The organism is Streptomyces syringium (assembly GCF_017876625.1).
Classification (GTDB): domain Bacteria; phylum Actinomycetota; class Actinomycetes; order Streptomycetales; family Streptomycetaceae; genus Streptomyces; species Streptomyces syringius.
In genome coordinates, this window is the sequence record NZ_JAGIOH010000001.1 from 3,921,250 (window position 1) to 3,947,194 (window position 25,945).

The 25,945-nt window shown below is 71.0% G+C and carries 29 protein-coding genes; 17 read left to right on the forward strand and 12 right to left on the reverse strand.

Going from position 1 to position 25,945, the window contains the following annotated elements:
- Positions 1 to 70: 70 nt before the first annotated feature.
- Together JO379_RS17305 and JO379_RS17310 are read right to left on the reverse strand one after the other, a co-directional pair.
- Positions 71 to 1,189, reverse strand: a complete 1,119-nt coding sequence (locus JO379_RS17305; RefSeq protein WP_130878564.1) for a lipid II:glycine glycyltransferase FemX — start codon at positions 1,187 to 1,189, stop codon at positions 71 to 73.
- A 182-nt stretch (positions 1,190 to 1,371) separates the two neighbouring features.
- Positions 1,372 to 1,698 (reverse strand): hypothetical protein, encoded by a 327-nt coding sequence (locus tag JO379_RS17310; protein WP_130878563.1) that lies wholly within the window; start codon positions 1,696 to 1,698, stop codon positions 1,372 to 1,374.
- A 275-nt stretch (positions 1,699 to 1,973) separates the two neighbouring features.
- Here JO379_RS17310 and rpsF point away from each other — a divergent pair, with 275 nt between their 5' ends.
- From rpsF to rplI, 4 genes are all read left to right on the forward strand, one after another.
- A complete protein-coding gene (gene rpsF / locus JO379_RS17315) occupies positions 1,974 to 2,264 on the forward strand; it encodes a 30S ribosomal protein S6 (protein ID WP_058045341.1) in 291 nt (96 codons plus the stop codon).
- An 81-nt stretch (positions 2,265 to 2,345) separates the two neighbouring features.
- Complete coding sequence (locus JO379_RS17320; RefSeq protein WP_130878562.1) at positions 2,346 to 2,936, forward strand: single-stranded DNA-binding protein; 591 nt, start codon at positions 2,346 to 2,348, stop codon at positions 2,934 to 2,936.
- A 75-nt stretch (positions 2,937 to 3,011) separates the two neighbouring features.
- Entirely contained in the window at positions 3,012 to 3,248 is a 237-nt protein-coding gene (gene rpsR / locus JO379_RS17325) for a 30S ribosomal protein S18 (RefSeq protein WP_004950692.1), read from the forward strand.
- Positions 3,249 to 3,266: 18 nt separating this feature from the next.
- Positions 3,267 to 3,713 carry a 50S ribosomal protein L9 gene (rplI, locus tag JO379_RS17330; protein WP_130878561.1) on the forward strand — a complete coding sequence of 149 codons (447 nt, stop codon included), beginning with the start codon at positions 3,267 to 3,269 and terminating at the stop codon, positions 3,711 to 3,713.
- Positions 3,714 to 3,839: 126 nt separating this feature from the next.
- Here the strand turns inward: rplI and JO379_RS17335 are convergent, their stop codons facing one another.
- Complete coding sequence (locus JO379_RS17335; RefSeq protein WP_130878560.1) at positions 3,840 to 5,177, reverse strand: MATE family efflux transporter; 1,338 nt, start codon at positions 5,175 to 5,177, stop codon at positions 3,840 to 3,842.
- Between the two features lie 470 nt (positions 5,178 to 5,647).
- On the opposite strand from JO379_RS17335, the gene dnaB reads away from it, so the two are divergent.
- Positions 5,648 to 7,138, forward strand: a complete 1,491-nt coding sequence (gene dnaB, locus JO379_RS17340) for a replicative DNA helicase (RefSeq protein ID WP_130878559.1) — start codon at positions 5,648 to 5,650, stop codon at positions 7,136 to 7,138.
- A 41-nt stretch (positions 7,139 to 7,179) separates the two neighbouring features.
- Here the strand turns inward: dnaB and JO379_RS33710 are convergent, their stop codons facing one another.
- The gene (locus JO379_RS33710) at positions 7,180 to 7,923 is read right to left on the reverse strand and encodes a GbsR/MarR family transcriptional regulator (protein WP_209515639.1); all 744 of its coding nucleotides are present in this window, start codon (positions 7,921 to 7,923) and stop codon (positions 7,180 to 7,182) included.
- A gap of 244 nt (positions 7,924 to 8,167) precedes the next feature.
- On the opposite strand from JO379_RS33710, the gene JO379_RS17350 reads away from it, so the two are divergent.
- Genes JO379_RS17350 through JO379_RS17360 form a run of 3 tightly spaced genes read left to right on the forward strand, consistent with a single transcriptional unit; the run spans position 8,168 to position 10,587 of the window.
- Positions 8,168 to 8,836, forward strand: a complete 669-nt coding sequence (locus JO379_RS17350) for a DUF4097 family beta strand repeat-containing protein (RefSeq protein WP_130878557.1) — start codon at positions 8,168 to 8,170, stop codon at positions 8,834 to 8,836.
- A 15-nt stretch (positions 8,837 to 8,851) separates the two neighbouring features.
- Positions 8,852 to 9,805: an ATP-binding cassette domain-containing protein gene (locus JO379_RS17355; RefSeq protein ID WP_209515642.1), complete on the forward strand. Its 954-nt coding sequence runs from the start codon at positions 8,852 to 8,854 to the stop codon at positions 9,803 to 9,805.
- On the forward strand, positions 9,802 to 10,587 hold the full coding sequence (locus JO379_RS17360) for an ABC transporter permease (protein ID WP_130878555.1): 786 nt from the start codon (positions 9,802 to 9,804) through the stop codon (positions 10,585 to 10,587). Before JO379_RS17355 ends, JO379_RS17360 begins: the two co-directional genes overlap by 4 nt.
- Positions 10,588 to 10,644: 57 nt before the next feature.
- On the opposite strand, the gene def is transcribed toward JO379_RS17360, so the two are convergent.
- Entirely contained in the window at positions 10,645 to 11,307 is a 663-nt protein-coding gene (gene def / locus JO379_RS17365; RefSeq protein ID WP_209515645.1) for a peptide deformylase, read from the reverse strand.
- Between the two features lie 76 nt (positions 11,308 to 11,383).
- On the opposite strand from def, the gene JO379_RS17370 reads away from it, so the two are divergent.
- The gene (locus tag JO379_RS17370) at positions 11,384 to 11,959 is read left to right on the forward strand and encodes a helix-turn-helix domain-containing protein (RefSeq protein WP_209515648.1); all 576 of its coding nucleotides are present in this window, start codon (positions 11,384 to 11,386) and stop codon (positions 11,957 to 11,959) included.
- Between the two features lie 9 nt (positions 11,960 to 11,968).
- On the opposite strand, the gene JO379_RS17375 is transcribed toward JO379_RS17370, so the two are convergent.
- Positions 11,969 to 12,763, reverse strand: a complete 795-nt coding sequence (locus tag JO379_RS17375) for an NAD(P)H-dependent oxidoreductase (RefSeq protein ID WP_209515652.1) — start codon at positions 12,761 to 12,763, stop codon at positions 11,969 to 11,971.
- Between the two features lie 97 nt (positions 12,764 to 12,860).
- On the opposite strand from JO379_RS17375, the gene JO379_RS17380 reads away from it, so the two are divergent.
- Positions 12,861 to 13,754, forward strand: coding sequence for a helix-turn-helix domain-containing protein (locus tag JO379_RS17380; protein ID WP_209515654.1), 894 nt, complete (start codon positions 12,861 to 12,863; stop codon positions 13,752 to 13,754).
- A 37-nt stretch (positions 13,755 to 13,791) separates the two neighbouring features.
- Here the strand turns inward: JO379_RS17380 and trxA are convergent, their stop codons facing one another.
- A complete protein-coding gene (gene trxA, locus JO379_RS17385; protein ID WP_130878550.1) occupies positions 13,792 to 14,151 on the reverse strand; it encodes a thioredoxin in 360 nt (119 codons plus the stop codon).
- Positions 14,148 to 14,612 (reverse strand): MerR family transcriptional regulator, encoded by a 465-nt coding sequence (locus JO379_RS17390; RefSeq protein WP_130878549.1) that lies wholly within the window; start codon positions 14,610 to 14,612, stop codon positions 14,148 to 14,150. Before JO379_RS17390 ends, trxA begins: the two co-directional genes overlap by 4 nt.
- 127 nt (positions 14,613 to 14,739) lie before the next feature.
- On the opposite strand from JO379_RS17390, the gene JO379_RS17395 reads away from it, so the two are divergent.
- From JO379_RS17395 to JO379_RS17405, 3 genes are all read left to right on the forward strand, one after another.
- A complete protein-coding gene (locus JO379_RS17395) occupies positions 14,740 to 16,137 on the forward strand; it encodes a serine hydrolase domain-containing protein (protein WP_209515657.1) in 1,398 nt (465 codons plus the stop codon).
- A 146-nt stretch (positions 16,138 to 16,283) separates the two neighbouring features.
- Entirely contained in the window at positions 16,284 to 17,411 is a 1,128-nt protein-coding gene (locus tag JO379_RS17400; protein ID WP_209515661.1) for a pyridoxal-phosphate-dependent aminotransferase family protein, read from the forward strand.
- 173 nt (positions 17,412 to 17,584) lie between these two features.
- The gene (locus tag JO379_RS17405) at positions 17,585 to 18,367 is read left to right on the forward strand and encodes a TetR/AcrR family transcriptional regulator (RefSeq protein ID WP_130878546.1); all 783 of its coding nucleotides are present in this window, start codon (positions 17,585 to 17,587) and stop codon (positions 18,365 to 18,367) included.
- Between the two features lie 13 nt (positions 18,368 to 18,380).
- Here JO379_RS17405 and JO379_RS17410 read toward each other — a convergent pair whose 3' ends face one another.
- Together JO379_RS17410 and JO379_RS17415 are read right to left on the reverse strand one after the other, a co-directional pair.
- Positions 18,381 to 18,833, reverse strand: a complete 453-nt coding sequence (locus tag JO379_RS17410) for a GNAT family N-acetyltransferase (RefSeq protein ID WP_130878545.1) — start codon at positions 18,831 to 18,833, stop codon at positions 18,381 to 18,383.
- A 68-nt stretch (positions 18,834 to 18,901) separates the two neighbouring features.
- Positions 18,902 to 19,363 carry a MarR family winged helix-turn-helix transcriptional regulator gene (locus JO379_RS17415; protein WP_130878544.1) on the reverse strand — a complete coding sequence of 154 codons (462 nt, stop codon included), beginning with the start codon at positions 19,361 to 19,363 and terminating at the stop codon, positions 18,902 to 18,904.
- A gap of 240 nt (positions 19,364 to 19,603) precedes the next feature.
- Here JO379_RS17415 and JO379_RS17420 point away from each other — a divergent pair, with 240 nt between their 5' ends.
- The 4 genes from JO379_RS17420 (at position 19,604) to JO379_RS17435 (ending at position 24,123) form a co-directional block, all read left to right on the forward strand.
- Positions 19,604 to 20,824 carry an MFS transporter gene (locus JO379_RS17420; protein WP_209515664.1) on the forward strand — a complete coding sequence of 407 codons (1,221 nt, stop codon included), beginning with the start codon at positions 19,604 to 19,606 and terminating at the stop codon, positions 20,822 to 20,824.
- Positions 20,825 to 20,894: 70 nt separating this feature from the next.
- Positions 20,895 to 21,338 (forward strand): GlcG/HbpS family heme-binding protein, encoded by a 444-nt coding sequence (locus JO379_RS17425; protein ID WP_130878542.1) that lies wholly within the window; start codon positions 20,895 to 20,897, stop codon positions 21,336 to 21,338.
- A gap of 162 nt (positions 21,339 to 21,500) precedes the next feature.
- The gene (locus JO379_RS17430) at positions 21,501 to 22,133 is read left to right on the forward strand and encodes an HAD family hydrolase (RefSeq protein ID WP_209515666.1); all 633 of its coding nucleotides are present in this window, start codon (positions 21,501 to 21,503) and stop codon (positions 22,131 to 22,133) included.
- Between the two features lie 274 nt (positions 22,134 to 22,407).
- Entirely contained in the window at positions 22,408 to 24,123 is a 1,716-nt protein-coding gene (locus tag JO379_RS17435; protein WP_130878540.1) for a globin domain-containing protein, read from the forward strand.
- Positions 24,124 to 24,135: 12 nt separating this feature from the next.
- On the opposite strand, the gene JO379_RS17440 is transcribed toward JO379_RS17435, so the two are convergent.
- Both JO379_RS17440 and JO379_RS17445 read right to left on the reverse strand, forming a co-directional pair.
- Entirely contained in the window at positions 24,136 to 24,645 is a 510-nt protein-coding gene (locus JO379_RS17440; protein WP_130878539.1) for an NUDIX hydrolase, read from the reverse strand.
- A gap of 108 nt (positions 24,646 to 24,753) precedes the next feature.
- Positions 24,754 to 25,650 carry a LysR family transcriptional regulator gene (locus JO379_RS17445; protein WP_130878538.1) on the reverse strand — a complete coding sequence of 299 codons (897 nt, stop codon included), beginning with the start codon at positions 25,648 to 25,650 and terminating at the stop codon, positions 24,754 to 24,756.
- Positions 25,651 to 25,945 lie beyond the last annotated feature (295 nt).

The window sequence follows — 25,945 nt, forward strand, 5'->3', positions numbered from 1 at the left end:
TCTGCTGTGTGACGTGGTCGTGTGTCTGACGGCGTTGCCCCGTGGCCCGGCGGACGGCCGGGCCGAAGGATCAGCGACGCGACATGTACATGTCGAGGGCCTTGTGCAGCAGCTTGTTGAGCGGGAAGTCCCACTCGCCGAGGTACTCCGCCGCCTGCCCGCCCGTGCCGACCTTGAACTGGATGAGGCCGAAGAGGTGGTCGCTCTCGTCGAGGGAGTCACCGATGCCGCGCAGGTCGTAGACGCTCGCCCCCAGGGCGTAGGCGTCGCGCAGCATGCGCCACTGCATCGCGTTCGACGGGCGGACCTCGCGCTTGTGGTTGGCGGAGGCACCGTAGGAGTACCAGACGTGGCCGCCGACGATCAGCATCGTCGCCGCGGCGACCGCCTCGCCCTCGTGCACGGCGAAGTACAGCCGCATGCGGTTGGGGTCCTCGGTGTTGAGGGCGGTCCACATGCGCTGGAAGTAGCTGAGCGGGCGCGGGCGGAACTTGTCGCGCTCGGCCGTGATCTCGTACAGGTGCTGCCAGGTCGCCAGGTCCTCGTAACCGCCCTGGACGACCTCGACGCCGGCCTTCTCGGCCTTCTTGATGTTGCGGCGCCACAGCTGGTTGAAGCCCTTGTGGACGTCCTCCAGCGAGCGGTTCTCCAGTGGCACCTGGAAGACGTAGCGCGGCTGGACGTCACCGAAGCCGGCGCCGCCGTCCTCGCCCTGCTGCCAGCCCATGCGGCGCAGCTGGTCGGCGACCTCGAAGGCGCGGGGCTCGATGTGGGTGGCCTCGACGTCCCGCAGACGCTTGACGTCGGGGTCGGCGATGCCGGACTTGATGGCATTGGAGTCCCAGCGCCGGATGACGACGGGCGGGCCCATCTTCACGGAGAAGGCACCCTGCTGCTTCAGGTGGGCCAGCATGGGCCGCAGCCAGTCGTCGAGGTGCGGGGAGAACCAGTTGATGACCGGGCCCTCGGGCAGATAGGCCAGGTATCGCTTGATCTTGGGCAGCTGGCGGTACAGGACAAGACCGGCGCCGACGAGCCGGCCGGTCTTGTCGAACCAGCCCAGGCTCTCCGAGCGCCACTCCGCCTTTACGTCCGCCCAGGCCGGGACCTGCATGTGGCTCGCCGCGGGCAGGCTCTGGATGTACGCCAGATGCTGCTCACGGCTAATGGTCCTCAGGGTCAGGCTCATGCGGGGCGCTCCTCGGCAGGTGTGTCCCCAGGGTCGGGGCTCCGGCTCTCGCGCCGAAGCCTACTGCGACAGGGGAGCGCCCCGGTTGGGCGTACTGCCGCATGGCTCTGTGCGCCCGCGCCTGTACCCGGAGTGCGGGTACGGACGGGGCGGGACCCACAGGGGCCGGCGCGGCCCTGCGGCTATCCGAGGACACCGCCGAAGAGCCCGCCGTGTGCCATGCCCAGGAAGAAGCCGATGGCAGCGGCGCCGAGCCCGATGATCAACAGGAAGCGCTCGCCCGTCGTGGCCGAGATGAACTGGCCCCAGGCCCCGGTGAGGATGCCGGCCAGGCCGGACCAGGAGCTGAGCAGGTGCAGATGGTGGAAGGCCGATGAGACGAAGGCGATCGCGCCGAGCACGATCGTCACGGCGACCAAGGTGTTCTCGACGGGGTGGGCCTTGCCGTCGCTGTTCAGCACGGCGAGCAGCGAGCGGGGGCCTTGTTGCGGTCGAGCATCCTGTGCCATGGGGATACCTCCTGTAGGCAGGCGGCGCACTGTAGCGCCGGTCACACCCGATGGGTCCAGATTGCGGTGCCGGGCGCCTGGATTTCAACCGGAAGCCGGAGTGCGGGTACTGTGTACCGTCTGCACCGGTGTCTGCCCAGACCAGCTTCGGTCTCCTGGGGCGACCCAGGGACTTCCGCTGATTGTCAGTGTCGGCCGATACCGTTGTTCACGCATCACGACCCTCCTGCCACGGAACGACCGTGGCCGCTGAGTCCAAAGGAGGTGGGTTCCACATGCGTCACTACGAGGTGATGGTCATCCTCGACCCCGATCTCGAGGAGCGCGCTGTCTCCCCGCTGATCGAGAACTTCCTCTCCGTCGTCCGTGAGGGCAACGGAAAGGTCGAGAAGGTCGACACCTGGGGCCGTCGTCGTCTCTCGTACGAGATCAAGAAGAAGCCCGAGGGCATCTACTCGGTCATCGACCTGCAGGCCACGCCTGCGGTCGTCAAGGAGCTCGACCGCCAGATGAACCTGAACGAGTCGGTCCTCCGGACCAAGGTCCTCCGTCCCGAGACCCACTGAACCCCAGCGGTTCAGAGGTAATCGGGCTGCATCGCAACGAGTAGCAAGCAGCCAGCAGCACACCCGCCGAGAGGTTCATCCATGGCAGGCGAGACCGTCATCACGGTCGTCGGCAATCTCGTCGACGACCCCGAGCTGCGCTTCACCCCGTCCGGTGCGGCGGTCGCGAAGTTCCGCGTCGCGTCCACTCCCCGCACCTTCGACCGCCAGACCAACGAGTGGAAGGACGGCGAGAGCCTCTTCCTCACGTGCTCGGTGTGGCGGCAGGCGGCGGAGAACGTCGCCGAGTCGCTTCAGCGCGGCATGCGCGTCATCGTGCAGGGCCGGCTCAAGCAGCGGTCCTACGAGGACCGCGAGGGCGTCAAGCGCACGGTCTACGAGCTCGACGTCGAAGAGGTCGGCGCCAGCCTGAAGAACGCCACGGCGAAGGTCACCAAGACCGCGGGTCGCGGTGGCCAGGGTGGCTTCGGCGGCGGCGGCGGTGGTGGCCAGCAGGGCGGCGGCTGGGGCAACAGCTCCGGCGGCGGCCAGCAGGGCGGCGGCGGGGCTCCCGCCGACGACCCGTGGGCGACCAGTGCTCCGTCCGGCAGCCAGCAGGGCGGCGGCGGCGGTGGCTGGGGCGGCGGCTCCGGCAACTCCGGCGGCGGCTACTCGGACGAGCCGCCCTTCTAGGTCCGCAAGGGCCCGGACCCTTTGTGGTCCGAGGGCGACAGCACAAAAACTTCTTGATCACACAGGAGAGAGACAATGGCGAAGCCGCCTCCGCGCAAGCCTAAGAAGAAGGTCTGCGCGTTCTGCAAGGACAAGACCGCTTACGTGGACTACAAGGACACGAACATGCTGCGGAAGTTCATTTCCGACCGCGGCAAGATCCGTGCCCGTCGCGTGACCGGCAACTGCACTCAGCACCAGCGTGACGTCGCCACGGCCGTGAAGAACAGCCGTGAGATGGCGCTGCTGCCCTACACCTCGTCCGCGCGATAAGGGAAGGGTGACCGAAAAATGAAGATCATCCTCACCCACGAGGTCTCCGGCCTCGGCACCGCCGGTGACGTCGTTGACGTCAAGGACGGCTACGCTCGCAACTACCTGGTCCCGCGTGGTTTCGCGATCCGCTGGACCAAGGGTGGCGAGAAGGACGTCGCGCAGATCCGTCGTGGTCGCAAGATCCGCGAGATCGCGACGATCGAGCAGGCCAACGAGGTCAAGGGTCAGCTCGAGGGCATCAAGGTCAACCTTGGTACCCGCGCCGGCGACGCCGGCCGTCTGTTCGGCTCCGTCACCCCCGCCGACATCGCTGCGGCGATCGAGGCTTCGGGTGGCCCGAAGGTCGACAAGCGTCGTGTCGAGGTGGGCTCGCCCATCAAGACCCTGGGCTCGCACCAGGTGACCGTGCGTCTGCACGCCGACGTTGTCGCCAAGGTCAACATCGACGTCGTCGCCGCCTGATCGCTGCGCTCGACTGAGTCGATGTGAAGGGCCGCACCCCCTCGGGGGTGCGGCCCTTCGCCGTTTCTCAGGGCTGCCGCGCCGTTTCTCAGGGCTGCCGCGCAGCATTACCGCTTCAGCGCAGCGCTACCGCACCGCGCCCGTGACGAGCCAGCGGCCGGAGCGGGTGCGGGTCCACAGGGTCAGCATGCGGACCGTCATCATCAGCGTCATCGCCCACCACAGTGCCGTCAGACCGCCGCCGAACGTGGGGACGAGCAGTGCGACGGGCGCGAACGTGGCGAGGACCAGCAGCATCGCCCGGGCGAGGTAGGGGCCGTCACCGGCGCCCATCAGGACGCCGTCCAGGATGAAGACCACGCCCGCGATGGGCTGGCCGATCGCCACCACCAGGAGCGCGGGAAGCAGCGCCTCCCGTACGGCCGGGTCGGAGGTGAACAGCGGGACGAACGCCGGCCGTGAGACCACGACCAGCAGGCCGAGCACCACCCCCGCGCCGATGCCCCACTGGACCATGCGGCGGCACACGGCGCGCGCCCCGTCGGGGTCGTCCGCCCCCAGATAGCGGCCGATGATCGCTTGCCCCGCGATGGCGATGGCGTCCAGCGCGAAGGCGAGCAGGCTCCACAGGGTCAGCACGATCTGGTGGGCGGCGATGTCGGTGTCGCCCAGCCGGGCCGCGACCGCCGTGGCGATCATGAGGACCGCGCGCAGCGACAGGGTGCGGACGAGCAGCGGCACCCCGGCCTGGGCGCAGGCCCGTATGCCGGCGGCGTCGGGGCGCAGCGAAGCGCCGTGGCGTCGTGCGCCGCGTACGACGACGGCGAGGTAGACGGCGGCCATCGCGCACTGGGCGATGACCGTTCCCCAGGCGGAGCCGGCGATGCCGAGGCCGACGCCGTGGACGAGGAGGACGTTGAGCGCGGCGTTGGCGGTGAAGCCGCCGACCGCGACGTAGAGCGGGGTCCTGGTGTCCTGGAGGCCGCGCAGCACGCCGGTGGCGGCGAGCACGACGAGCATGGCGGGGATGCCGAGCGAGCTCACGCGCAGATAGGTCGTGGCGTAGGGGGCGGCGGTCGGCGAGGCGCCGAAGAGGTCCACCAGCGCGGGGGCGCCGGGCAGGACGACGGCGATGACCGCGGCGCCGAGCAGGAGGGCGAGCCAGATGCCGTCCATGCCCTGGCGGATGGCGGCCGGGAGGTCCCCGGCGCCGACCCGGCGGGCGACGGCGGCGGTGGTGGCGTACGCGAGGAAGACGAAGACGCTGACGGCCGTCGTCAGCAGTGCCGCGGCGACGCCGAGGCCGGCGAGCTGCGGGGTGCCCAGGTGGCCCACGACGGCGCTGTCGGCCATCAGGAAGAGGGGCTCCGCGACGAGGGCGGCGAAGGCCGGCACGGCCAGGGCGACGATCTCGCGGTCGTGCCGGCGGAGGCCGCGCCGGTCGCGTATGTGGGCCTGGGTCATGGGCTCCAATGTAATCTTCCACAGGTAATCGGTGCAACTGTTCTGCGACCCTTACCGTTCGCTGCTGTGGGTGATCTTCTCTGCGTCGTTTGTCGTGATCTTCGGCCAGCTGGGAAAGTTTTTCTCCTCAACAGCCAGTGGACGGTAAACGTGCAGGTCAGAGGGGTGAACGCCAAGTGATTGTGTGTTTGTCCACAGTGGTTTCCCCCGTCCCGTGCACAGGTTCCACGGACTTCTCCACAGGATGGGGGCCTTCATCCACATGCCCTGTGGATAACCAGATTGGCTGACGGTGCCCGCGGGCCTACCGTGGACCGGCGCCCAGCGTCTGTTCCTGCCTCGGAAGCCCCGCGAGACCGGCATGAACTCGACGCGGCATTACCGGAGTCGGGCGTCCTAATTGTCAGAGCCGTGCCGTAAGAAAGAGTGGCACGGCGAGGTCCGCGTCGCGGACGGGAGGAGGTGGCAGGGTGAGCATCCCCGAGCCCATGGACGACCCCTGGGCGGACGCCGGCCCCGGCGACCGGCTCCCGGTCTCCCGCCCCCGCCGCGGCGACGGCGGCGGCCGCCGTGACCAGTCCGCGCAGCACGACCGCGGTGGCGACGACAGCGGCTCCTGGTCCTCCTCCCAGGGCGGCTTCGAGCGCGTCCCCCCGCAGGACCTCGACGCCGAGCAGTCCGTCCTCGGCGGCATGCTGCTCTCCAAGGACGCCATCGCCGACGTCGTCGAGGTCCTCAAGGGCAACGACTTCTACCGCCCGGCCCACGAGACCGTCTACCAGGCCATCCTCGACCTCTACGCCAAGGGCGAGCCCGCCGACCCCATCACCGTCGCGGCGGAGCTGACCAAGCGCGGCGAGATCACGCGCGTCGGCGGTGCCGCGTATCTGCACACCCTGGTCCAGTCCGTCCCGACCGCGGCCAACGCCGAGTACTACGCCGAGATCGTCCACGAGCGGGCCGTGCTGCGCCGCCTGGTCGAGGCGGGCACGCGGATCACGCAGATGGGATACGCGGCCGACGGCGACGTCGACGACATCGTCAACAAGGCCCAGGCCGAGGTCTACGCGGTCACCGAGCAGCGCACCAGCGAGGACTATCTGCCGCTCGGCGACATCATGGAGGGCGCGCTCGACGAGATCGAGGCGATCGGCTCGCGCAGCGGCCAGATGTCCGGCGTCCCCACCGGCTTCACCGACCTCGACTCCCTGACGAACGGCCTGCACCCCGGCCAGATGATCGTCATCGCCGCACGTCCCGCCATGGGTAAGTCCACCCTCGCGCTGGACTTCGCCCGCGCCTGCTCGATCAAGAACAACCTGCCGAGCGTGATCTTCTCGCTCGAAATGGGGCGCAACGAGATCGCGATGCGTCTGCTGTCCGCCGAGGCCCGGGTGGCCCTGCACCACATGCGCTCCGGCTCCATGACCGACGAGGACTGGACGCGTCTCGCCCGCCGTATGCCGGACGTCTCCACCGCGCCGCTCTACATCGACGACTCCCCGAACCTGTCGATGATGGAGATCCGGGCCAAGTGCCGCCGGCTGAAGCAGCGCGCCGGCATCAAGCTCGTGATCATCGACTATCTGCAGCTGATGCAGGCCGGTGGCGCGAAGCGCGCCGAGAGCCGCCAGCAAGAGGTCTCGGACATGTCGCGAAACCTCAAGCTGCTGGCCAAGGAGCTGGAGCTGCCGGTCATCGCGCTGTCCCAGCTGAACCGTGGTCCCGAACAGCGCACGGACAAAAAGCCGATGGTCTCCGACCTCCGTGAGTCGGGCTCCATCGAGCAGGACGCCGACATGGTCATCCTTCTCCACCGCGAGGACGCGTACGAGAAGGAGTCACCGCGCGCCGGTGAGGCGGACATCATCGTCGGCAAGCACCGAAACGGCCCGACGGCCACGATCACGGTGGCCTTCCAGGGCCACTACTCCCGCTTCGTGGACATGGCGGGCGCCTGACCGAGGCCGCCCGCCCCGCGGCATCGTGATTTCTCCGCGGTCTAACTCGGCTCGGCAGCGCCGTCCGAAAGCGTTCGCGGTTCCGCGTGGAGGATCTCGCGGGCCTGCTGCGCGGCGCGGGCGGTGCTTTCGCTGACGAAGTCGAGGAAGCGGGCGATGTTCTCCAGGCGGGCGCCGGCCGGGGTGCCGGGGCCGAGGACGGGGACGCCCTCCCGTGCGATCTCGACGATCTTGGCGATGGACCGGGCGCTGGCCATCATCGACTGGTACCAGACGTCGTCGTCGACGACGTAGCGCTCGCGGCGACGCTCATCGCGCTCCCGGCGGACGAGGCCCTGGCTCTCGAGGTACGTGATCGCCTTGGAGACGGACGCGGGGCTGACCTGGAGGCGCTGGGCGAGTTCGGAGGCGTTGAGACTGCCCGCGTCGGTGAGGGTGAGACAGGCCAGCACCCTCGACATCATCGTGGGCAGGCCCGACCCCATCATGACGGTGGTGAACACCTCCTCGTACTCGCGCACCGCCTCCGCATCGCGCCCGTAGGCCTGCGGTAGCGCCTCGGCCTCCCGGGGGGCGGCCTGCCTGCGCCGTTGGCTGCGGCGTTCCGTGGCGCGGTGGGCCAGGTCGGCGCGGTAGGCCGTGGGGCCGCCGTTGCGCATGACCTCGCGCGTGATGGTCGAGGTCGGACGATCGAGCCGTCTGGCGATCTCCGCGTAGGCAAGGCCGTCGGCCAGCCCCAGCGCGATCTGCTGACGTTCCTGCTGGGTGAGTCTGCCTCCCGGCATCGCGGTCTCCTTCGTGGTCCTTCATGCGCCCCGGCTCCTCCAGTATAGCGTTCACTTGCACTTCATTGCAACGCGTGAATGCCTGGCGTTGCATTACCGCGCATGAGCATTGCAACAACTTTACACCTCTGACCTGCATCGATGATGTTTGCGTGCAACGAAGTCGTTGCGCGATCCCCGAACGCAACGTAGCTTTTCTCATGTCGGAAACAACGACGGAAACAACGAGCCGAAGGAAGACATCATGCAGAAGTTCGACACCGCCGCCCCGATCGCCGCCGTCCTCGACATCCCCGCCGGGAGCGTCCGCTTCATCGCCGCCCACCGGGCCGACACCACGGTCGAGGTCCTGCCCGCCAACGCCGCGAAGGGCCGCGATGTGAAGGCGGCCGAGGGGATCACGGTCGAATACGCCGACGGCGTCCTGCGGATCGCGGCCCCCGCGGCGAAGAACCAGTACTTCGGCCCCTCCGGATCCGTCGAGGTGACGGTCCAGCTGCCCGCCGGTTCCCGCGTCGAGGCGAAGGCGGCCGCCGCCGAGTTCCGGGGTGTCGGACGGCTCGGCGACGTCGTCTTCGAGGGCGCGCAGGGTCCGGTCAAGCTCGACGAGGCCGCGAGCGTCCGCCTCACCGTCCTCGACGGTGACGTCTCGGTCGGCCGCCTGGGCGGTCCCGCGGAGATCAGCACCCAGCGGGGTGACATCCACATCGCCGAGGCCCTGAGCGGCACGGTCACCCTGAGCACCCAGCAGGGCGACATCTCGGTCGGCGCCGCCCGCGGTGTCCCGGCCTCCCTGGACGCCGGCACCGGCTACGGCCGGATCCACAACTCCCTCAAGAACGCCGAAGGCACCGTCGGCCTGAACATCCACGCCACCACCGCCCACGGCGACATCGCCGCCCGCAGCCTGTAAAGGAACGCACCTCTCATGACCACCAAGCTGGCCATCGCGGCGAACGGGCTGCGCAAGTCCTACGGCGACAAGACCGTCCTCGACGGTGTCGACCTGGCCGTCCCCGAAGGAACGATCTTCTCCCTGCTCGGCCCGAACGGCGCCGGCAAGACCACCGCCGTGAAGATCCTCTCCACCCTCGTCTCCGCCGATCCGGGCACCGGCGGCATCCACATCGGCGGCCACGACCTGGCCGCCGACCCCCAGGCAGTGCGTGCCGCGATCGGTGTCACCGGTCAGTTCTCGGCGGTGGACGGGCTGATCACGGGGGAGGAGAACATGCTCCTCATGGCGGATCTGCACCATCTGTCGAAGCGGGAAGGGCGGCGGGTCGCCGCTGAACTGCTGGAGCGCTTCGACCTGGTGGAGGCGGCGAAGAAGCCCGCCTCCACCTACTCCGGCGGTATGAAGCGCCGCCTGGACATCGCGATGACGCTGGTCGGTGATCCGCGGATCATTTTCCTCGACGAGCCGACCACCGGCCTCGACCCGCGCTCGCGCCACAACATGTGGCAGATCATCCGCGAGCTGGTCTCCGACGGCGTCACCGTCTTCCTCACCACCCAGTATCTGGAGGAGGCCGATGAACTCGCCGACCGGATCGCGGTGCTGAACGGCGGCCGGATCGCCGCCGAGGGCACCGCCGACGAGCTCAAGCGCCTGATTCCCGGCGGGCACGTGCGGCTGCGGTTCGCCGACCCGGCCGCCTACCGCTCCGCCGCCACCGCCCTGCGCGAGGTCACCCGCGACGACGAGGCCCTGGCGCTGCAGATCCCCAGCGACGGCAGCCAGCGCGAACTGCGCTCCCTCCTCGACTGGCTGGACTCCGCCGGCATCGAGGCCGACGAACTCACCGTCCACACCCCCGACCTCGACGACGTCTTCTTCGCCCTCACCGCCACCGACCAGCCCAAGGAGGCAGTCCGATGAGCTCCCTCTCCCTCGCCCTGCGCGACTCGTCCACGATGCTGCGGCGCAACCTCCTGCACGCGCGCCGCTACCCCTCCCTCACCCTCAACCTCCTGCTCACACCGATCATGCTGCTGCTGCTCTTCGTCTACGTCTTCGGTGACGTGATGAGCGCGGGCATAGGGGGAGGTGGCCGCTCCGAATACATTGCCTACCTGGTGCCGGGTCTGCTGCTGATGACCATCGGCAGCACCACGATCGGCACCGCGGTGTCCGTCTCCAACGACATGACCGAGGGCATCATCGCCCGCTTCCGCACCATGGCGATCCACCGCGGCTCGGTGCTCATCGGGCACGTCATCGGCAGCGTGCTGCAATCGATCGTGAGCGTGGTCCTCGTGGGCGCCGTGGCCGTGGCCATCGGCTTCCGGTCCACCGACGCCACGCCCCTGGAGTGGCTCGCGGCCTTCGGGCTGCTCGTGCTCTTCGCCGTGGCGCTCACCTGGATCGCGGTCGGCATGGGGCTGATCAGCCCGAACGCCGAGGCCGCGAGCAACAACGCACTTCCGCTGATCCTGCTGCCGCTCCTGTCCAGCGCCTTCGTCCCGGTCGACGGAATGCCGGGCTGGTTCCGGCCGATCGCCGAGTACCAGCCCTTCACACCCGCCATCGAGACCCTGCGCGGGCTGCTGCTCGGCACCGAGATCGGCCACAACGGGTGGCTCGCGGTCGCCTGGTGCCTGGGCCTCGCGGTGCTCGGTTACTTCTGGTCGGCGGCGAAGTTCAACCGCGACCCGAAGTGAACCGGGCGTCCCACCGGCAAGTGAACCGGCCGTCTCACCGGCACGTGACCGAGCGTCTCACCGGCTCAGCCGGGCGGCCCTGGCCGCGCGTTGAGCGAAGACCTCATCGCGACGGTCCGCCATCTGCCGCAGGGCGTCCTTGCGGTCCCGCTGGGACAGCCGGTCGAGATACGTGTGACCGAAGAGGTGGTCGGTCTCGTGCTGCAAGCACCGCGCGAAGTAACCCGTCCCCTCGATGACGAGAGAGTTGCCGTCCTTGTCGAGCCCGCGGACGACGGCACGATCGGTGCGGGGGACCGTCATGGTGGCACCGGGCACGGACAGACAGCCCTCGAAGTCGTCGACGAGTCGGCGGCTGCCGGGACCGGGCAGGTCGAGAACGGGGTTGATGATGTGGCCGACATGCCGGACCCCCTCGTCGTCCGGGCAGTCGTACACGAACAGCCGCAGGTCGACCCCCACTTGGTTGGCGGCCAGGCCGGCACCGTCGGCCACGCGCATGGTCAGGAACATGTCGTCGATCAGCGCCGACAGTTCCGGAGTCCCGAACTCGGTCGCCTCCCGGCACGGCCGGCCCAGGACCTCCTCACCCACCACCGTGATGCGGCGCACCGCACCCCGCTCCGCCTCCGGCGGCAGCTCGGGATACGAGTCGACGGGCCGCCCCTGCACTCGGACCCGCCGGTCCACGGGACGGGACGGAACGTGACGAACAGGCATCGCTGTCTCCCCTTCTGCGCACGCCACCAGCAAGCCCCCCTTGCCAAGTCCTTTGCAAAGTAGCAGACTTTGCAAAGTGACCGAAGACGACCTCGACTCCCCGTCCGGACAGCCCCGGGACACCGGCGACGCACTGCGCGAGCACGACGTCCGCACGGCCCTGCTGGACCTGCTGGCCGAAGTCGGCACCGTCACGGCGACCGAAGCCGCCGCCCGGCTCGGCTACAGCTCCGGGCTCTGCTCGTTCCACCTCCGGCAGCTCGCGCGCCACGGACACATCGAGGAAGCCCCGCACAGCGGGGGGCGGGCCCGGCCCTGGCGGCTGAGGCAGCACGACCCTGGCGCCGACGGGCCCGCGGAGGACGGGTTCGGCGACTTGGCCCGGGGGCTGGAGGACGAGAGCTGGCAGCGCTGGCTCTCCCGTCGCGACCAGGCGCCGGCCGCATGGCGCCACGACGAGGCCTTCAGCGCCGTCGCCTATCTGACCCCCGAAGAAATGAGCCGGGTCGCGGACGCCGTCCGACGGGCGCTCGCCCCCTACCGGGACCGCGAGCAGCGCCCCTTGGCCCGGCCTGACGACGCCCGGCCGGTGGCCCTCATCACCCGGTTGTTCCCGCTGCTGCCCGACACGGCGGACGAGACGGGCCGGTAGCCCGGCCGTTCAGCCGCGCGGGTGGGTGTGGAGCTCCAGCCCGCGCGTCCCCTCGGCCTCGACGCCCGGCAGCAACCGCATGTCGTGGTCGTAGTCGCCGCCGACGAGCGAACGGAACGGGACCGGCGCATCCGTGAAGAGCCCGTCGAGCCGGCGCCCGTACTCCCGCTTCGCCGCCTCGAACCGCTCCTGGGGCAGCTCGTTGGCGCCGTACACCGCGAAGGGTTCGAGCGGCGTCATGCCGGTGAACCAGAACAGGCCGTGCTGCACCGGGTGGAGGACGTCCGCCGGCCGCCCGTGGATGCCCCGGTCGGAGAACGACGACTCCCGCGCACCGGCAGTCACCGACACCAGCGCACGCCGTCCCCCCAGGGCGCCTTCGCTGTAGGGCGGCGGTACCTTCGGGCCATAAGCGAAGCCGCTGGTGAAGACCCGGTCGATCCAGCCCTTGAGTATCGCGGGCGTGGAGAACCACCACAGCGGGAACTGCAGGATCACCGCGTCCGACCAGCGCACCTTCTCCTGCTCCGCCGCGATGTCGGGCGACAGCCGGTCCGCCAGGGTGGCCCGCTCGGAGGCGGCCATCACGTTCAACCGCCCGTCCGCCGTGTGGTCGGGGAAGTCGTCGGCGTCCACCGTCGCCTTCCACTTCATCGCGTAGAGGTCCGACACCCGCACCTCGTGCCCCGCCGCGCGCAGGTGCCGGGCCGCGAAGGTGGTGAGAGCGGCGTTGAGCGAACGGGGGTCGGGGTGGGCGCTGACGACGAGGATCTTCTTCTGCTGCTGCGGCGTGGCTTCGTTCATGCCCCCACGTTCTCCCGGGCACGGCGGGGCAGCCAGCACCCTGACGGGCGGCGGAACGGCAGTCCTGGTACTGCGAGGGCCACCCATACTTGAGCGCATGGACGGCTTGGACAACCGCGTCGACAGCGGCGGCGGGACCGACGGGACCGGTGACACCGGGCGGGCGCTCGGCGACTTTCTGCGCGCCCGCCGGGGGCGCGTCGCGCCGGAGCACGTCGGGCTCACCGGCGGCCGTCGCCGCCGGGTGCGCGGGCTGCGCCGCGAGGAGTTGGCCCAGCTCGCGGGGATCAGCGTGGACTACTACGTGCGGCTCGAACAGGGCCGGGCCACCCAGCCGTCCCCCGAGGTGCTCGACGCGCTCGCCGGGGCGCTCGGCCTCGACGCGGCGGAGCGCGGGCACCTCGCCACTCTGACCGGCGCCCGGCGCGGTCCCGCGCCCCGGGCCCGGGTCAGCCCCCTGCTGCGGCGGATCCTGGACGGCATGACCGGACTGCCGGCCTTCGCGACGGACCACCGCCTCGACGTGGTGGCCTGGAACGACCTGGGCTCCGAACTGATCGGTGGCCTGGCCGGTCCGGGCCACCGCGACCGGAACAACGCCAGGTTCCTCTTCCTCGACCCCGCCTCCCGTCTCGTCCATCCCGAGTGGGAGGCCAGGGCGGCGGAGGCCGTGGGCCAGCTGCGGGTCGCCGCGGGCCGCTACCCCGACGACGTGGAACTGGCCGGGCTCATCGCCGAATTGGGTGCCGGCAGTGCCGAGTTCCGGCGGATCTGGGACAGCGGCGAGATCGTGATGTGCGCGGCGGGCCGCAAGCGGCTGCGGCACCCGGTGGCCGGGCTGCTCACCCTGGACTTCGAGACGCTGCACGTGCCCGCCGCGCCCGGCGAGACGGGCCTGGTGGTGCACGTGTTCAGCGCCGAGGAGGGCAGCCCGGAGGCCGCCGCCCTCGCCCGGCTGGCCCCGGCCGCTGCGGCGCCCGCCCGGCCGTAGCCGGGTGACCGGCCCCGCCCGTCGGCGCTGAGCTCCGTCAGCGGGGTGCGAGCCAGGGGAGTTCCTCCGCCAGGTCCTGGCGCAGACGGCGCTTGGGGCGGGCTCCCACGACGGACCTCACGGGCTCGCCCGCGCGGAAGAGGACGAGGGTGGGCATGGACAGGACGCCGTAGGCGGCCTGGGTGGCCGGGTTGGCGTCCACGTCGAGCTTCACGATCTTCAGGCGCCCGGCCTCCTCCGCCGCCAGCTCCGCGAGTACGGGCGCGATCATGCGGCAGGGCCCGCACCAGGCGGCGGTGAAATCGACGAGTACGGGCAGTTCGGAGGCCAGCACCTCGGCCGCGAACGTGGCGTCGGTGACCGAAGTGACGGGCGGGTGTGTTGCCGTGCTGGTCATGGCGTGCTGCTCCCTGGTTCGGTGTCCGGTGGGGTGAAGGCGCAGCGGGGCGGCGGGCCACCCGGAATATCAGCTTCCGCTTGCAGTGCGGCGCGGGTCCGCTCGGCACGGGACCGTTCGGCGCGTGCCAGCTGGGCGCCCACCTCGGCCCGTACGCGCTGGAGGTTCTCGATGCAGTCGTCGAGTTCCGCGAGCTTGCGTCGGTAGACCTCCAGCGAGGCCGGGCAGGAGTCGCCGGCCGGGTGACCGGCCCGTAGGCATTCCACGAACGGGCGGGTCTCCTCCAGGCCGAAGCCGAAGTCCGCCAGCGTGCGGATCTGCCGCAGAAGGCGCAGATCCTCCTCGTCGTAGGTGCGGTAGCCGTTGCCGGTGCGGCGAGCGGGCAGGAGTCCCAGGGACTCGTAGTGCCGCAGGGTGCGGGTGGTGATGCCCGCCTGTTGGGCCAGTTCCCCGATGCGCATGGCACGACCGTAGACCTTGACGTCGGCGTCAAGGCCAGCGTGCGGCAGGAGGCCCGGACGCGGCCGCCACGGCGTCCGTACGAAACCCCTTTGGGCGGCCCGGCGGGCCCTGGCTAGGGTGCGGGACATGATCTCCCCGTACGAAGTACCAGCCTCGAAGGAGCAGTTCGCCGAGCTGCTCCCCGCCACGCGCCGCGCCCTCCTGCACCGCCTCGCCGTCGGTCAGAACGCCGGCCGCGCGCCCTCCATGGTGGGCGCGGTGATGCGTGAGGGGCGCATGGTGTGGGCCGAGGGGTACGGCGCGGTCGAAGGGCAGGTGCCGGGCGCCGATACGCAGTACCGGATCGGCTCGCTCACCAAGACGTTCGTCGCCGTGCTGGTCCTGCGGCTGCGCGACGAGGGCCTGATCGACCTCGGCGACCCGCTGGGCAAGCACCTGGACACCCCAGAGGGCGGCGACGCCACCATCGCCCAGCTCCTCGCCCACACCTCCGGGCTCGCTGCCGAGGCGCGCGGCCCCTGGTGGGAGCGCACGGACGGGGCACTGCGCCCCGAGCTGGCCGACATCTTCGGCGAGCGCCCCCAGCGCCACCCGGTGGGCAGGCAGCACCACCACTCCAACCCCGGTTTCGCGCTGCTCGGCGCGCTCGTCGAGCGGTTGCGCGGGGACGACTGGAGCACGGTGCTGCGCCGGGAGGTGCTGGAGCCGCTGGGGATGGACCGTACGACGCTCGGCCCCGAGGCGCCGTTCGCGACGGGCTGGGCCGTGCACCCGTGGGCGGACGCGCTGCTGCCGGAGCCCGCTGTGCACACCGGGCTGATGGCGCCCGCCGGGGAGTTGTGGTCCACGGCAGCGGATCTGTGCCGCTTCGCGGCCTTCCTCCTGAACGGTGACGGCCGCGTTCTCGGTGAGCAGTCCCTCGCGGAGATGCGCGTCCCGGCGGTCGGGCCGCAGGACCCGGAGTGGGTGCGGGGCTACGGGCTCGGGGTGCAGGTGACCCGCCAGAACGGCCGGATCCTCTTCGGTCACTGCGGCTCCATGCCGGGCTTCGTGTCGGCGCTGTGGGTGAGCCCGGACGAGTCCCTGGCCGGCGTAGCGCTCGCCAACCTCACCAACGGCTTCGAGGTCGCCGCCCTGGCGTCCGACCTGGTCAGCACCGTCGCCGAGCACGAGCCCCGGATCCCGGCGCCCTGGCGGCCGCTGGACGAGGTCGCTCCGGAACTGCTGGAGCTGACCGGCCCCTGGTACTGGGGCGCCACCCCCTTCGCGCTGCGGCTGGGCGCCGAGCGCGGGCTGGAGCTGTCGCCGCTCGCCGGCGGCGGCCGGGGGGCGCGGTTCCGCGCGGAGGCGGATGCCACCTGGACGGGGCTCGACGGGTACTACGCGGGGGAGACCCTGCGCGCCGTCCGGACGCCTGCCGGGGCGCTGAGCCACCTCGACATCGGCACCTTCGTCTTCACCCGCGAACCCTACGAGCCGGGCGACGCCGTGCCGGGCGGTGTCGACAAGGGCGGCTGGCGGTAGGCCTGTCCGGCGGGCCGGGCGCGAGCGCCCGCCGGAACGCGCGGACGAGCGGTCGGCGGCCTCTGCGCCGCCGGCCGCGCGGACGTAGGGTCGTGGGGAGATTGGCGGGCGCCGGGACACGGCGCTACAGACCCCGGAAGGCCACCGTGACTGCGAACACCGCACCGGTCCTGCTCGACCTCGCGCCGCTCGGCGCCGGGCACTTCGCGCGCATCGAGGACAAGGTCGCCGCGCTGATGCGCACGCGCGAGAGCGTCGTCGCGATGCAGGGCGAGGCCCTGTTGCCGCTGGAGGCGTGCATCCGCTCGGCCGTACGTCCCGGCAGCACCGCGCTGAACATCATCACCGGCCCGTACGGCGAGACGTTCGGCGGCTGGCTGCGCTCCTGCGGTGCCGAGGTGATCACCGTGGACGCACCCTTCAGCGGCGCCGTCGACGCCGCCCAGGTCGCCGACGCGCTGCGTGCCCACCCGGCCATCGACTTCGTCAGCCTCGTCCACGCGGAGGCGGCCACCGGCAACACCAACCCCGTCGCCGAGATCGGCGCGGTCGTCCGTGAGCACGGCGCGCTGCTGATGCTCGACGCCGTGGCCTCCGTCGCGGCCGAGCCGCTGCTCACCGACGAGTGGGGCGTCGACCTGTGCGTCATCGGCGCGCAGAAGGCGATGGCGGGACCGGCGGGCGTGTCGGCCGTGTCGGTCAGCGCCCGCGCATGGGAGCGGATAGCCGCCAACGAGCAGGCGCCCCGCCGCTCCTACCTCTCCCTCCTGGACTGGAAGGAGCGGTGGATCGACGGCGGCCGGACGGCCCTGCCGCACGCTCCCGCGCAGCTGGAGATGCTCGCCCTGGAGCAGGCCGTCGACCGCATCGAGGCGGACGGCCTGGACTCCGTCATCGCCCGGCACCGCGCCGCCGCCGCGGCCACCCGCGCCGGCGTACGGGCCCTCGTCCCCCTCACGCCCTACGTCATCCGCGACGAGGACGCCGCCCCGGCCGCCACGACGCTGCGCGCCCCCGACGGGATCGACGCCCGCGAGCTCGTCACGAAGGCCCTCGCGGCCGATGCCGCCGTGCCCGTGCAGGCGGCGGCGGGCACGCTCGCCAAGGAGATGATCCGCGTCAACCACTACGGTCTCGCGGCGGACCGCGCCGTCGTGCTGGCCTCGCTGACGGCGCTGGGCGAGGGCCTGCGCGGGCTGGGCGTCGGGACAGTGGCTGTGGACGAGGCCCTGGAGGCCGCCGGTGCGGCGTGGGACGCCGTGATCGCCGGCTGATCACGCAGCGGTTCTTCCGAGGCCGCCGTCCGCGCTTCCGCGCCGACGGCGGCCTTTTGCGTTTCCTCATCCCTTTTTCCCGTTCCGTTCGTGGCTCGCGGCTCCTTGTCCAGATGGGCCGATAGAATCGGAACCCTGATCCCGTTTCGTCATTCCGCACGTGGAGCTCCCCGATGGCACAGCGAAGGCAGCCGCCGACACCGCCGGCGGTGCCCGCTCCGCGGCGCAGGGCGGACGCCCGTCGCAACAGGGCCCTCGTCCTGGAGGCGGCCCGATCCGCCTTCGAGGAGGCCGGGTTGGCGGTGCCGCTCGGTGCGATCGCCCGTCGCGCGGGGGTCGGGGCCGGGACCGTCTACCGCCATTTCCCGTCGAAGGAAGCCCTGTTCAGGGCGACGGTGGTGGACCGGATCCGGCTGTTCACCGATACCGCAAGGGAGTTGGCGGACGCGGCCGACCCGGGAGCGGTGTTCTTTCGCTACCTGGCGTCGGTGGTGCGGCTGTCGGCCCGGAACAAGGCGCTCTGTGACGCGCTGGAGGCGAGCGCCGAGGGGCGCTTCGAGCCGACGCCGGGCGTGGAGCGGGACTTCCGCGAGGCCTTGGAAGTGCTGCTGACGCGTGCTCAAAAAGTGGGCGCTGTACGGAAAGACGTGCTGATCGGCGACGTGATGACGCTGCTCGTCGGATGCCTGTCGATGGAGCTGCGCCGGGGCCCGGACGGGCAGCCCGGGAGGATCACGGCACTGGTGTGCGACAGCCTCCGCCCGGGGCGAGGTGTGACGAAACTACCGTCACCGACCCCGCCCGGCCGTAACGAAACCGGAATTGCGGGGGTATGCGCGGTGTGCGGGGGTCCTGTCCCTGCCGCGCGTACGGGCAGGCCCGCCCGGTACTGCGGGGGTGCCTGCCGTCAGCGGGCCCACCGCGAGCGGGCCCGGGCCCGTAGCGCCGAAGCCTGACCTTCAGACCTGGTCAGAGCTGGTACTTGAAGCCGAGGTGCGACGCCTCGAAGCCGAGCCGCTCGTAGAAGCGGTGGGCGTCGATCCTGGTGGCGTCCGAGGTGAGCTGCACCAACTGGCACCCCTCGCGGCGCGACGCGTCGATGGCCCACTCGATGAAGCGCGTGCCCAGCCCGCTGCCGCGCTCGTCGCTGTGGACGCGTACGCCCTCGATGACCGACCGCGTCGCCCCGCGCCGGGAGAGTCCCGGGATGATCGTGAGCTGGAGCGTGCCGATCGTGCGGCCGTCGCGGACGGCGACGACCAGGTGCTGGTTGGGGTCGTCGACGAGGCGGGCGAAGGCCGTGCGGTAGGGCGTCAGGTCGTCGGGGGACTCGCGCTCGGCGCCGAGGGCGTCATCGGCCAGCAGCGCCACGATGGCGGGGATGTCGTCGGCGGTCGCGGGCCGGATCTCTATGTCGCTCATGATCCGGACCATAGCGCTCGGGATCCGGTCTTAGTCGATCAAGAACGGAACCCGGAGGCCCCTGCCCGCTACGCGACCGGCGAGAGCGATTCCACGGCTGCGACCAGCGGTGCCAGCTCCGCGCGCTTCGACGCCTCCCGCAGCGCCTCGCTCAGCGCGGCGTCGTTGGTCGGCCGGGCCTCGTCGAGGAGGGCGCGGCCGGCGTCGGTGACGTCGGTGTAGATGCCGCGGCGGTCGGTGAGGCAGAGGTAGCGGGTGAGCAGGCCGCGGTCCTCCAGGCGGTTGACCAGGCGGGTCGTCGCGCTCTGGCTGAGGACGACCGCGTCGGCGACCTCGTTCATCCGCAGGTGGCCGCCCTCGCCGTCGTGCTGGCGGCTGAGCACGTCCAGCACGGAGAACTCGCGCACGCTCAGCTCGTGCCCGGCCTGCAGCGCGCGCTCGATGTGCGATTCGATCCGGCCGTGCAGCGCGGAGAGCGCACACCAGCCCTGTGCCAGGCCGACCAGAGCGGGGTCCGGGGTGCGGGACATGAGGTGGGCCCTCCTTCGCCTTCTGCGTCGCGTCGTACGCGTGCGGCGTCCGTTCGGCCGTCGCGCGGCCGCGTCGTCTTCGGGAACAGGATAGCTCGCCGGCGCAATAGCCCGCGCTTGCAATTAACCCGCGTCTGCAATTATTGTCGACGCTCGTAAGGTTCGCCTGCAACGAAAGCCTGCTCGCAGCGGGCCGCGCCCCCTTCCCTTCCTCCCCACCGCTCGAAGGACACCCCCGTCATGCCTCTCGCTCTGCTGGCGCTCGCGATCGGCGCCTTCGGTATCGGCACCACCGAATTCGTGATCACGGGCCTGCTGCCCGACATCGCCGCGGACTTCGGCGTCTCCATCCCCATGGCCGGCTACCTGACCACCGGATACGCCCTCGGCGTCGTCGTCGGGGCGCCGCTGCTGGCCATCGTCGGCAGGCGCGTCTCGCGCAAGCGGATGCTGATGGTCCTGATGGGGCTGTTCATCGCGGGCAATCTGCTCTCCGCCGTCGCCCCCGTCTTCGGGCTGATGCTGGCCGGCCGGATCGTCGCCTCGCTCGCCCACGGAGCGTTCTTCGGCATCGGTTCGATCGTGGCCGCCGGGCTCGTCGCCCCGGAGAAGAAGGCCGGCGCGATCGCGATGATGTTCACCGGTCTGACCGCCGCCACGGTCGTGGGTGTGCCCATGTCCACGCTGATCGGCCAGCACGCGGGCTGGCGCGTCACCTTCTTCGTCATCGCCGGCCTCGGCGTCCTGGGCCTGGCCGGTGTCGCCGCGCTCGTCCCGCAGCAGCCGAAGCCCGAAGCGGGCCGCATCGGCGGCGAGTTGGCCGCGTTCCGCAACCCGCAGGTGCTGCTCGCGATGGCCATGACCGTCCTCGGCTTCGGCGGCGTCTTCACCATGAGCACCTACGTCACGCCGATGATGACCGAGGTCGCCGGCTACGCGCCCGGTTCCGTCACCTGGCTGCTCGTCCTCTTCGGCGTGGGCATGCTGATCGGCAACCTCGTCGGCGGGCGGTACGCGGACCGGGCGCTGATGCCCCTGCTGTACGTGACGCTGAGCGCGCTCGCCATCGTCCTCGCCCTGCTGCCGCTGGCCGCGCACAACAAGATCGCGGCCGCCGTGGCCATCCCGCTGATCGGCGCCTTCGGCTTCGCCTCCGTACCGCCGCTCCAGAAGCGCGTCCTGGACCACACCGCCGACGCCCCGACCCTGGCCTCCGCCGTCAACATCGGCGCGTTCAACCTCGGCAACGCGATCGCGGCCTGGCTCGGCGGCCTCGTCATCTCCGCCGGCTTCGGCTACACCGCGCCCAACTGGGTCGGCGCACTGATGGCCGCCTCCGCGCTGGTCCTGGCCCTCATGTCGGCCTCGCTGGAGCGGCGTACGGGCGCCCGGAGCGGACGCATCGCCGCCGGGGCCACCCCCCTCTCCGCCGAGCGTGAGGCCGTGACGGCCGGGCACTGAGCCCGCCGAAGCCCCACCCGCCGAACCACCGCACCCCCGTATCACCGCACCACTGCAAGGAGCACCCCCCATGACCGCCACCGTCACCGAGACCGTGACCCCCGTCCGCCCGCTCACCACGCACGACGCGGAAGCTCTCGTCGCCGCCGTGCGCCGGGCCGCCGACGAGCAGGGCGTACGGGTCGCCGTCAGCGTGCTCGACGCGGGCGGCCACCCGCTGGCCTTCCGCCGGGACGACCGGGCCGTGCTGATCGCGGGGGAGACCAGCACCCGGAAGGCGTTCACCGCCCTGCAGCTGGACGCCCCGACCGCCGACGTGGTCGACGCCGTCCAGCCCGGCGGCCCCTTCCACACCCTGCCGACCGCACTCGACCGCCCGCTCCTCTTCATCGCCGGGGGCGTGCCCCTGCACCGCGACGGGCGCCTCGTCGGTGCGATCGGGGTGGGCGGCGGCGCGCCGGAGCAGGATCACCGCCTCGCGGTGTCGGCGATCGAGGACGTGCTGGGCGGCTGACCGCCGGGATCGGACGTCGGCGCGGCCGTGGGATTCCGCCCCGGCCGCGCCGACGCGCGTCCGCTTCCCTGTCTGTCCCCTGTCTGTCCCCTGTCTCTCCCCTGTCCGACCAGGGAAGTATTCAGGCGTAATCGGCGGCGCGTACGCCTACCCTCGGGTCTCATGACCAGACTGCATTTGTTCGATCTCGACGGCACGCTGATGTACGGATCGGCGGCGGCGATCGAGATATCCCGGCAGCTCGGGGTGGAGCGGGAGATCGACGAGCTGGAGCGGGGATTCGCGTCGGGGAAGCTGACGCCGCCGCGCTTCGCGGCGCTGGCCGTCGAGCTGTGGGCGGACCTGACCGAGGCGCAGGTGGCTGCGGCCTTCGAGGGGGCGCCCTGGCTCGCGGGCATCCGGGAGGTCTGGGCGGACATCCAGGCGCGGGGCGAACGCTGCGCGGTGATCTCCCTCTCGCCCGGCTTCTTCGTGGAACGCCTGCTCACCTGGGGTGCGGACGCGGCCCACGGCTCGCTCTGGCCCGCGGTGCCCTTCCGCGAGCCGGTGAACCCGGCGGGCATCCTCGACGCGGCGGCAAAGGTGCGGATCGCGGACGAACTCTGCGAGAAGTTCGGTCTGAGCCGGGGCGACTGTGTGGCCTACGGGGATTCGATGTCGGACGTCCGCCTGTTCGAGGTGGTCCCGGTGTCCGTGGCGGTCAACGCGGACCATCACGTACGCGACGTCGCCGTGCACGCGTATAGCGGACGGGACCTCCGTGAGGCCTACGAACTGGTCGGTTGCCAGGGGTAATTGGTGGGGCCCTTGTGGAACCGGTCGCGCCCTGTAGGGTCAACGCCGCCGGAGTGTGCGTCACTTGACGGTCGACTGTCCGGGAAATGGTTCAGTTTAACCTCAACGGGCCTGCTGCCACTTGAATTTCCGGCTAATCGCCCGTAGTCGGGTCAGACGGTGGAATGCTACGCGGACTGGTACAGCGGCCCGAGGCAAATCGGGGAATCGCGGCACTTTCCGGTTCCGGCGGGAGTGCGCACACCGACCGAGAGATGTTCGAGGCGAGGCACTGATGGATGCTCCGACCCCAACGTCGGCCGATGGAGGCTCGTTCGGCACCGCGGGTGAGCGGGGCTGGTTCACCCCACCGCGTCCCGTGCCGGACACCCCGGCGGTGGCCCCGGAGCCGTCGGGGGAGGTGACGGCCGGGGACACCGGAGGCAGCCGGGACCGGCCGCCCGGGTGGGAGCCCGTCGCCCGCGCGGTGGTGCCGGAGACGGAGCGGGACCCCGGGTACGGCTCCGGGCTGCCGATCAGCGCGGTATGGCAGACGGAGCCACCGCCGCCGGCACCTTCGAGCCGGTGGGCGCCGCTGTACCACTCGGGGTACGGCGGCGGTGTGCAGTCAGCGCCGCCGGAGCCGCCGGAGCCGCCGGATCGGCGGGAGCCGTACGCGCCGCCGGAACGGCGGGATCGCTACGCGCCACCGGATCGGACGGCGCCGCCCGATCAGCAGGTCCACCCCGGGCAACAGGCCCCACCACCGTCGCGAGGCACTCGCCACCGGCGCCCCGTAGAAACACAGCCCCCGGCCCCGGGCTCCGCTGCCCCGGCTCGCGATCAACTGCCCATCCGGCCGACGAGATCGGGTGCGTCCCCCGACACCCTGCTGATCCGCCGCACGCTGGCCGAGATCGCGCCCGTCGCCGACAAGACCACGTCGTACTTCTACGCGCTGCTCTTCATCCGCCACCCCGATCTGCGGTCCCTGTTCCCCGTCGCGATGGACGTCCAGCGCGACCGCCTGTTCAAGGCGCTGCTGACCGCCGCCGAGCACGCCGACGACACCGCGACGCTCACCGAATACCTCTCCCACCTCGGCCGTGGACACCGTAAATACGGCACGCTGCCCGAGCACTACCCGGCCGTCGGCGAGTGCCTGATCGCCGCCCTCACCCGCTTCGCGTCGGACACCTGGAGCGAGGCCACGGAGGCCGCCTGGGTGCGCGTCTACACGACCGTCTCCCAGATCATGATCGACGCGGCCGCCGAGGATGAGCGGAGCTCGCCCGCCTGGTGGCAGGCCGAGGTCGTCGGTCATGAGCTGCGCACGCGGGACATCGCCGTCGTGACCGTACGGCCCGAGGAGCCCTACCCCTTCCTCGCCGGGCAGTACACCAGCCTGGAAACGCCCTGGTGGCCGCGTATCTGGCGCAACTACTCCTTCTCGTCCGCACCCCGCTCGGACGGTCTGCTCTCCTTCCACGTGAAGGCCATACCGGCCGGCTGGGTGTCCAACGCACTGGTCCATCACGCCCGCCCCGGTGACGTCCTGCGCCTCGGGCCCCCTGCCGGTTCCATGATTGTCGACCACACCACTGACAACGGGCTGTTGTGCCTGGGAGGCGGTACCGGCATCGCACCGATCAAGGCGCTCGTGGAGGACGTCGCGGAGCACGGCCGCCGCCGTCCGGTCGAGGTCTTCTACGGCGCCCGGCACGACGACGACCTCTACGACATCGACACCATGCTCGGCCTCCAGCGGTCGCACCCGTGGCTGTCGGTGCGGCCCGTCGTCTCCGACGGGCCCACGCGCCGCCTGAGCGGCCAACTCACCCACATAGTGCGCGAATACGGTCCCTGGCCCGCCTACGACGCCTATCTCTCCGGCCCGCCGGGGATGATCCGCAGCGGTGTGGACACCCTTGTCGGCATCGGCATACCGTCGCACCGAATAAGGCACGACGGGATCGAAGAGCTGACGACGTCGTCGACGGGCCGGGGGTAGGACGGCGCTGCCTCAGCCGAGGTCGTCCGCGAGCAGCGCCCGTACGCCCTCGATGTTCGCTTCGAGATACGCGCGCAGCGACGGCGGCACCATGTCCACGGAGGTGACGCCTTCCCTGGTGAAGGGGACGCGCACCACCTCGTACGTCCCGCACGGCTCGTCCACCTCCGGGCCGTGCCGCCGGGAGAGGTCCATCGACGCCAGGCGGCAGACGAAGAAGTGCTGCACCTTCACGCCGTGCGCGGCGTGGTGGAGGGAGTGCGAGACGGTGTCGACAAAGGCGGGAACGACGTCGAAGACCTTCGCGCCGAGCTCCTCGTCGACCTCGCGGTGCAGAGCGGCGACGACGGTGGCGTCCTCCGGCTCCACGCCGCCGCCCGGGGTGATCCAATACGGATCCTCGCCGGGCTTCGTGCGTTTGATCAGGATCATCTGAAGGTCGGAACGGGACGTGGTGGTGCCGATGTCGCCGTCGAGCAGGATGGCGCGGGCGGTGCGTTTGACCACTGGACGTTCGGTCATACGGGACATCTGCCGCGTGGAACCCCCCGCGAAACCCTTTCCCGGCCTCCCCTTTCCCACCGGTTTCCCTGTCGGCGCTCACTGACTCTCGCTGACTCTCGCTGACTCTCACCAGGAGACGGCGGCACGCAGCAGCCACTCGTGGACGCGGGCCAGGTGGGGGTGGGCGAGGGTGCCGGTCCGTACGACCAGGAAATACGTGCGCAGCGGCGGTACGGGCGGGTCGAGCAGGGCCACGATCTCGCCCGTGTCGAGGGCGTCGGCACACAGATACCTGGGCAGGACCCCGAGCCCGGCCCCGGCGGCCACACAGGCGAGCACGGCCCGCAGATCGGGGACGACGACGGTGCCGGCGGTGACGGGCTTGCTGTCGAAGACGGCGGCCCAGTAGCGCGCCACGAACGGCAGGCACTCGTGCACCTCCACCACCGGCAGATGCTCCAGCGCCCGCACCCCCTTGTCCCGCACGACCGCCGCCCCGCCGAGCCTGGCCGCCCAGCGCGGCGCCGCCACCAGCACGTGCTCCTCGTCGCAGAGCGGGGTGGCCGTGAGCAGCCGGCCGCGCGGTCGTGAGGTGGTGATGGCGAGGTCGTGATGGCCCGCCGCGAGCGCCTCGAAGAGATCCTCCGCGATGCCCTGCGCCGCCCGCACGGTCATCCCCTGCGCCACGAGCGGCGTCAGCGCGGGCAGCGCGCGCACGGCGATGAACTCCGGCGGCCCGGCCAGATGCAGGGTGCGATGGGCCCACTGCTCGTCCAGGTCGGCCTCGGTGATCTCCAGCAGCGCGTCCACATGCGGCGCGATCTTGTGGGCGAGCTCGTCCCCGATGCTCGTGGGGCTCACGCCCCGCGCCTGCCGGACGAACAGCGGCCGCCCCAACTGCCTCTCCAGCGAACGGATCTGCCCGGTCACGGCGGGCTGGGACAGCCCGAGCAGTGTGGCGGCGCGGGTGAACGACCCGGCCCGGTGCACCGTGACGAACGTGCGTAAGAGGGCCAGATCCATGTCTTCTCCCCGGCTCGCCGCCAACCGCTCGTATCGGAACTATAAATAAGTCGATAGGGCTGTGTCGCTAGCGTGATTGGACACTGACGCAGAGTCAACTAGCCTTGGTCGCGCGGTTCCTCGCGCGTCGGAACCGCGACGGCTCGAGCCAAGAGGGGGGAGGCTCGAGCCGTCTCCTTGCCTCTCGGGGGCTGCTCCGGGTGCCTTCAGGGGGAGAGTGACGGCAGGCCGTCAACCCCGCTGCTGCGGGCGTGGGTCCTCCTCGGTAGCCGAATTCACCGAGGGACGGAGAAGC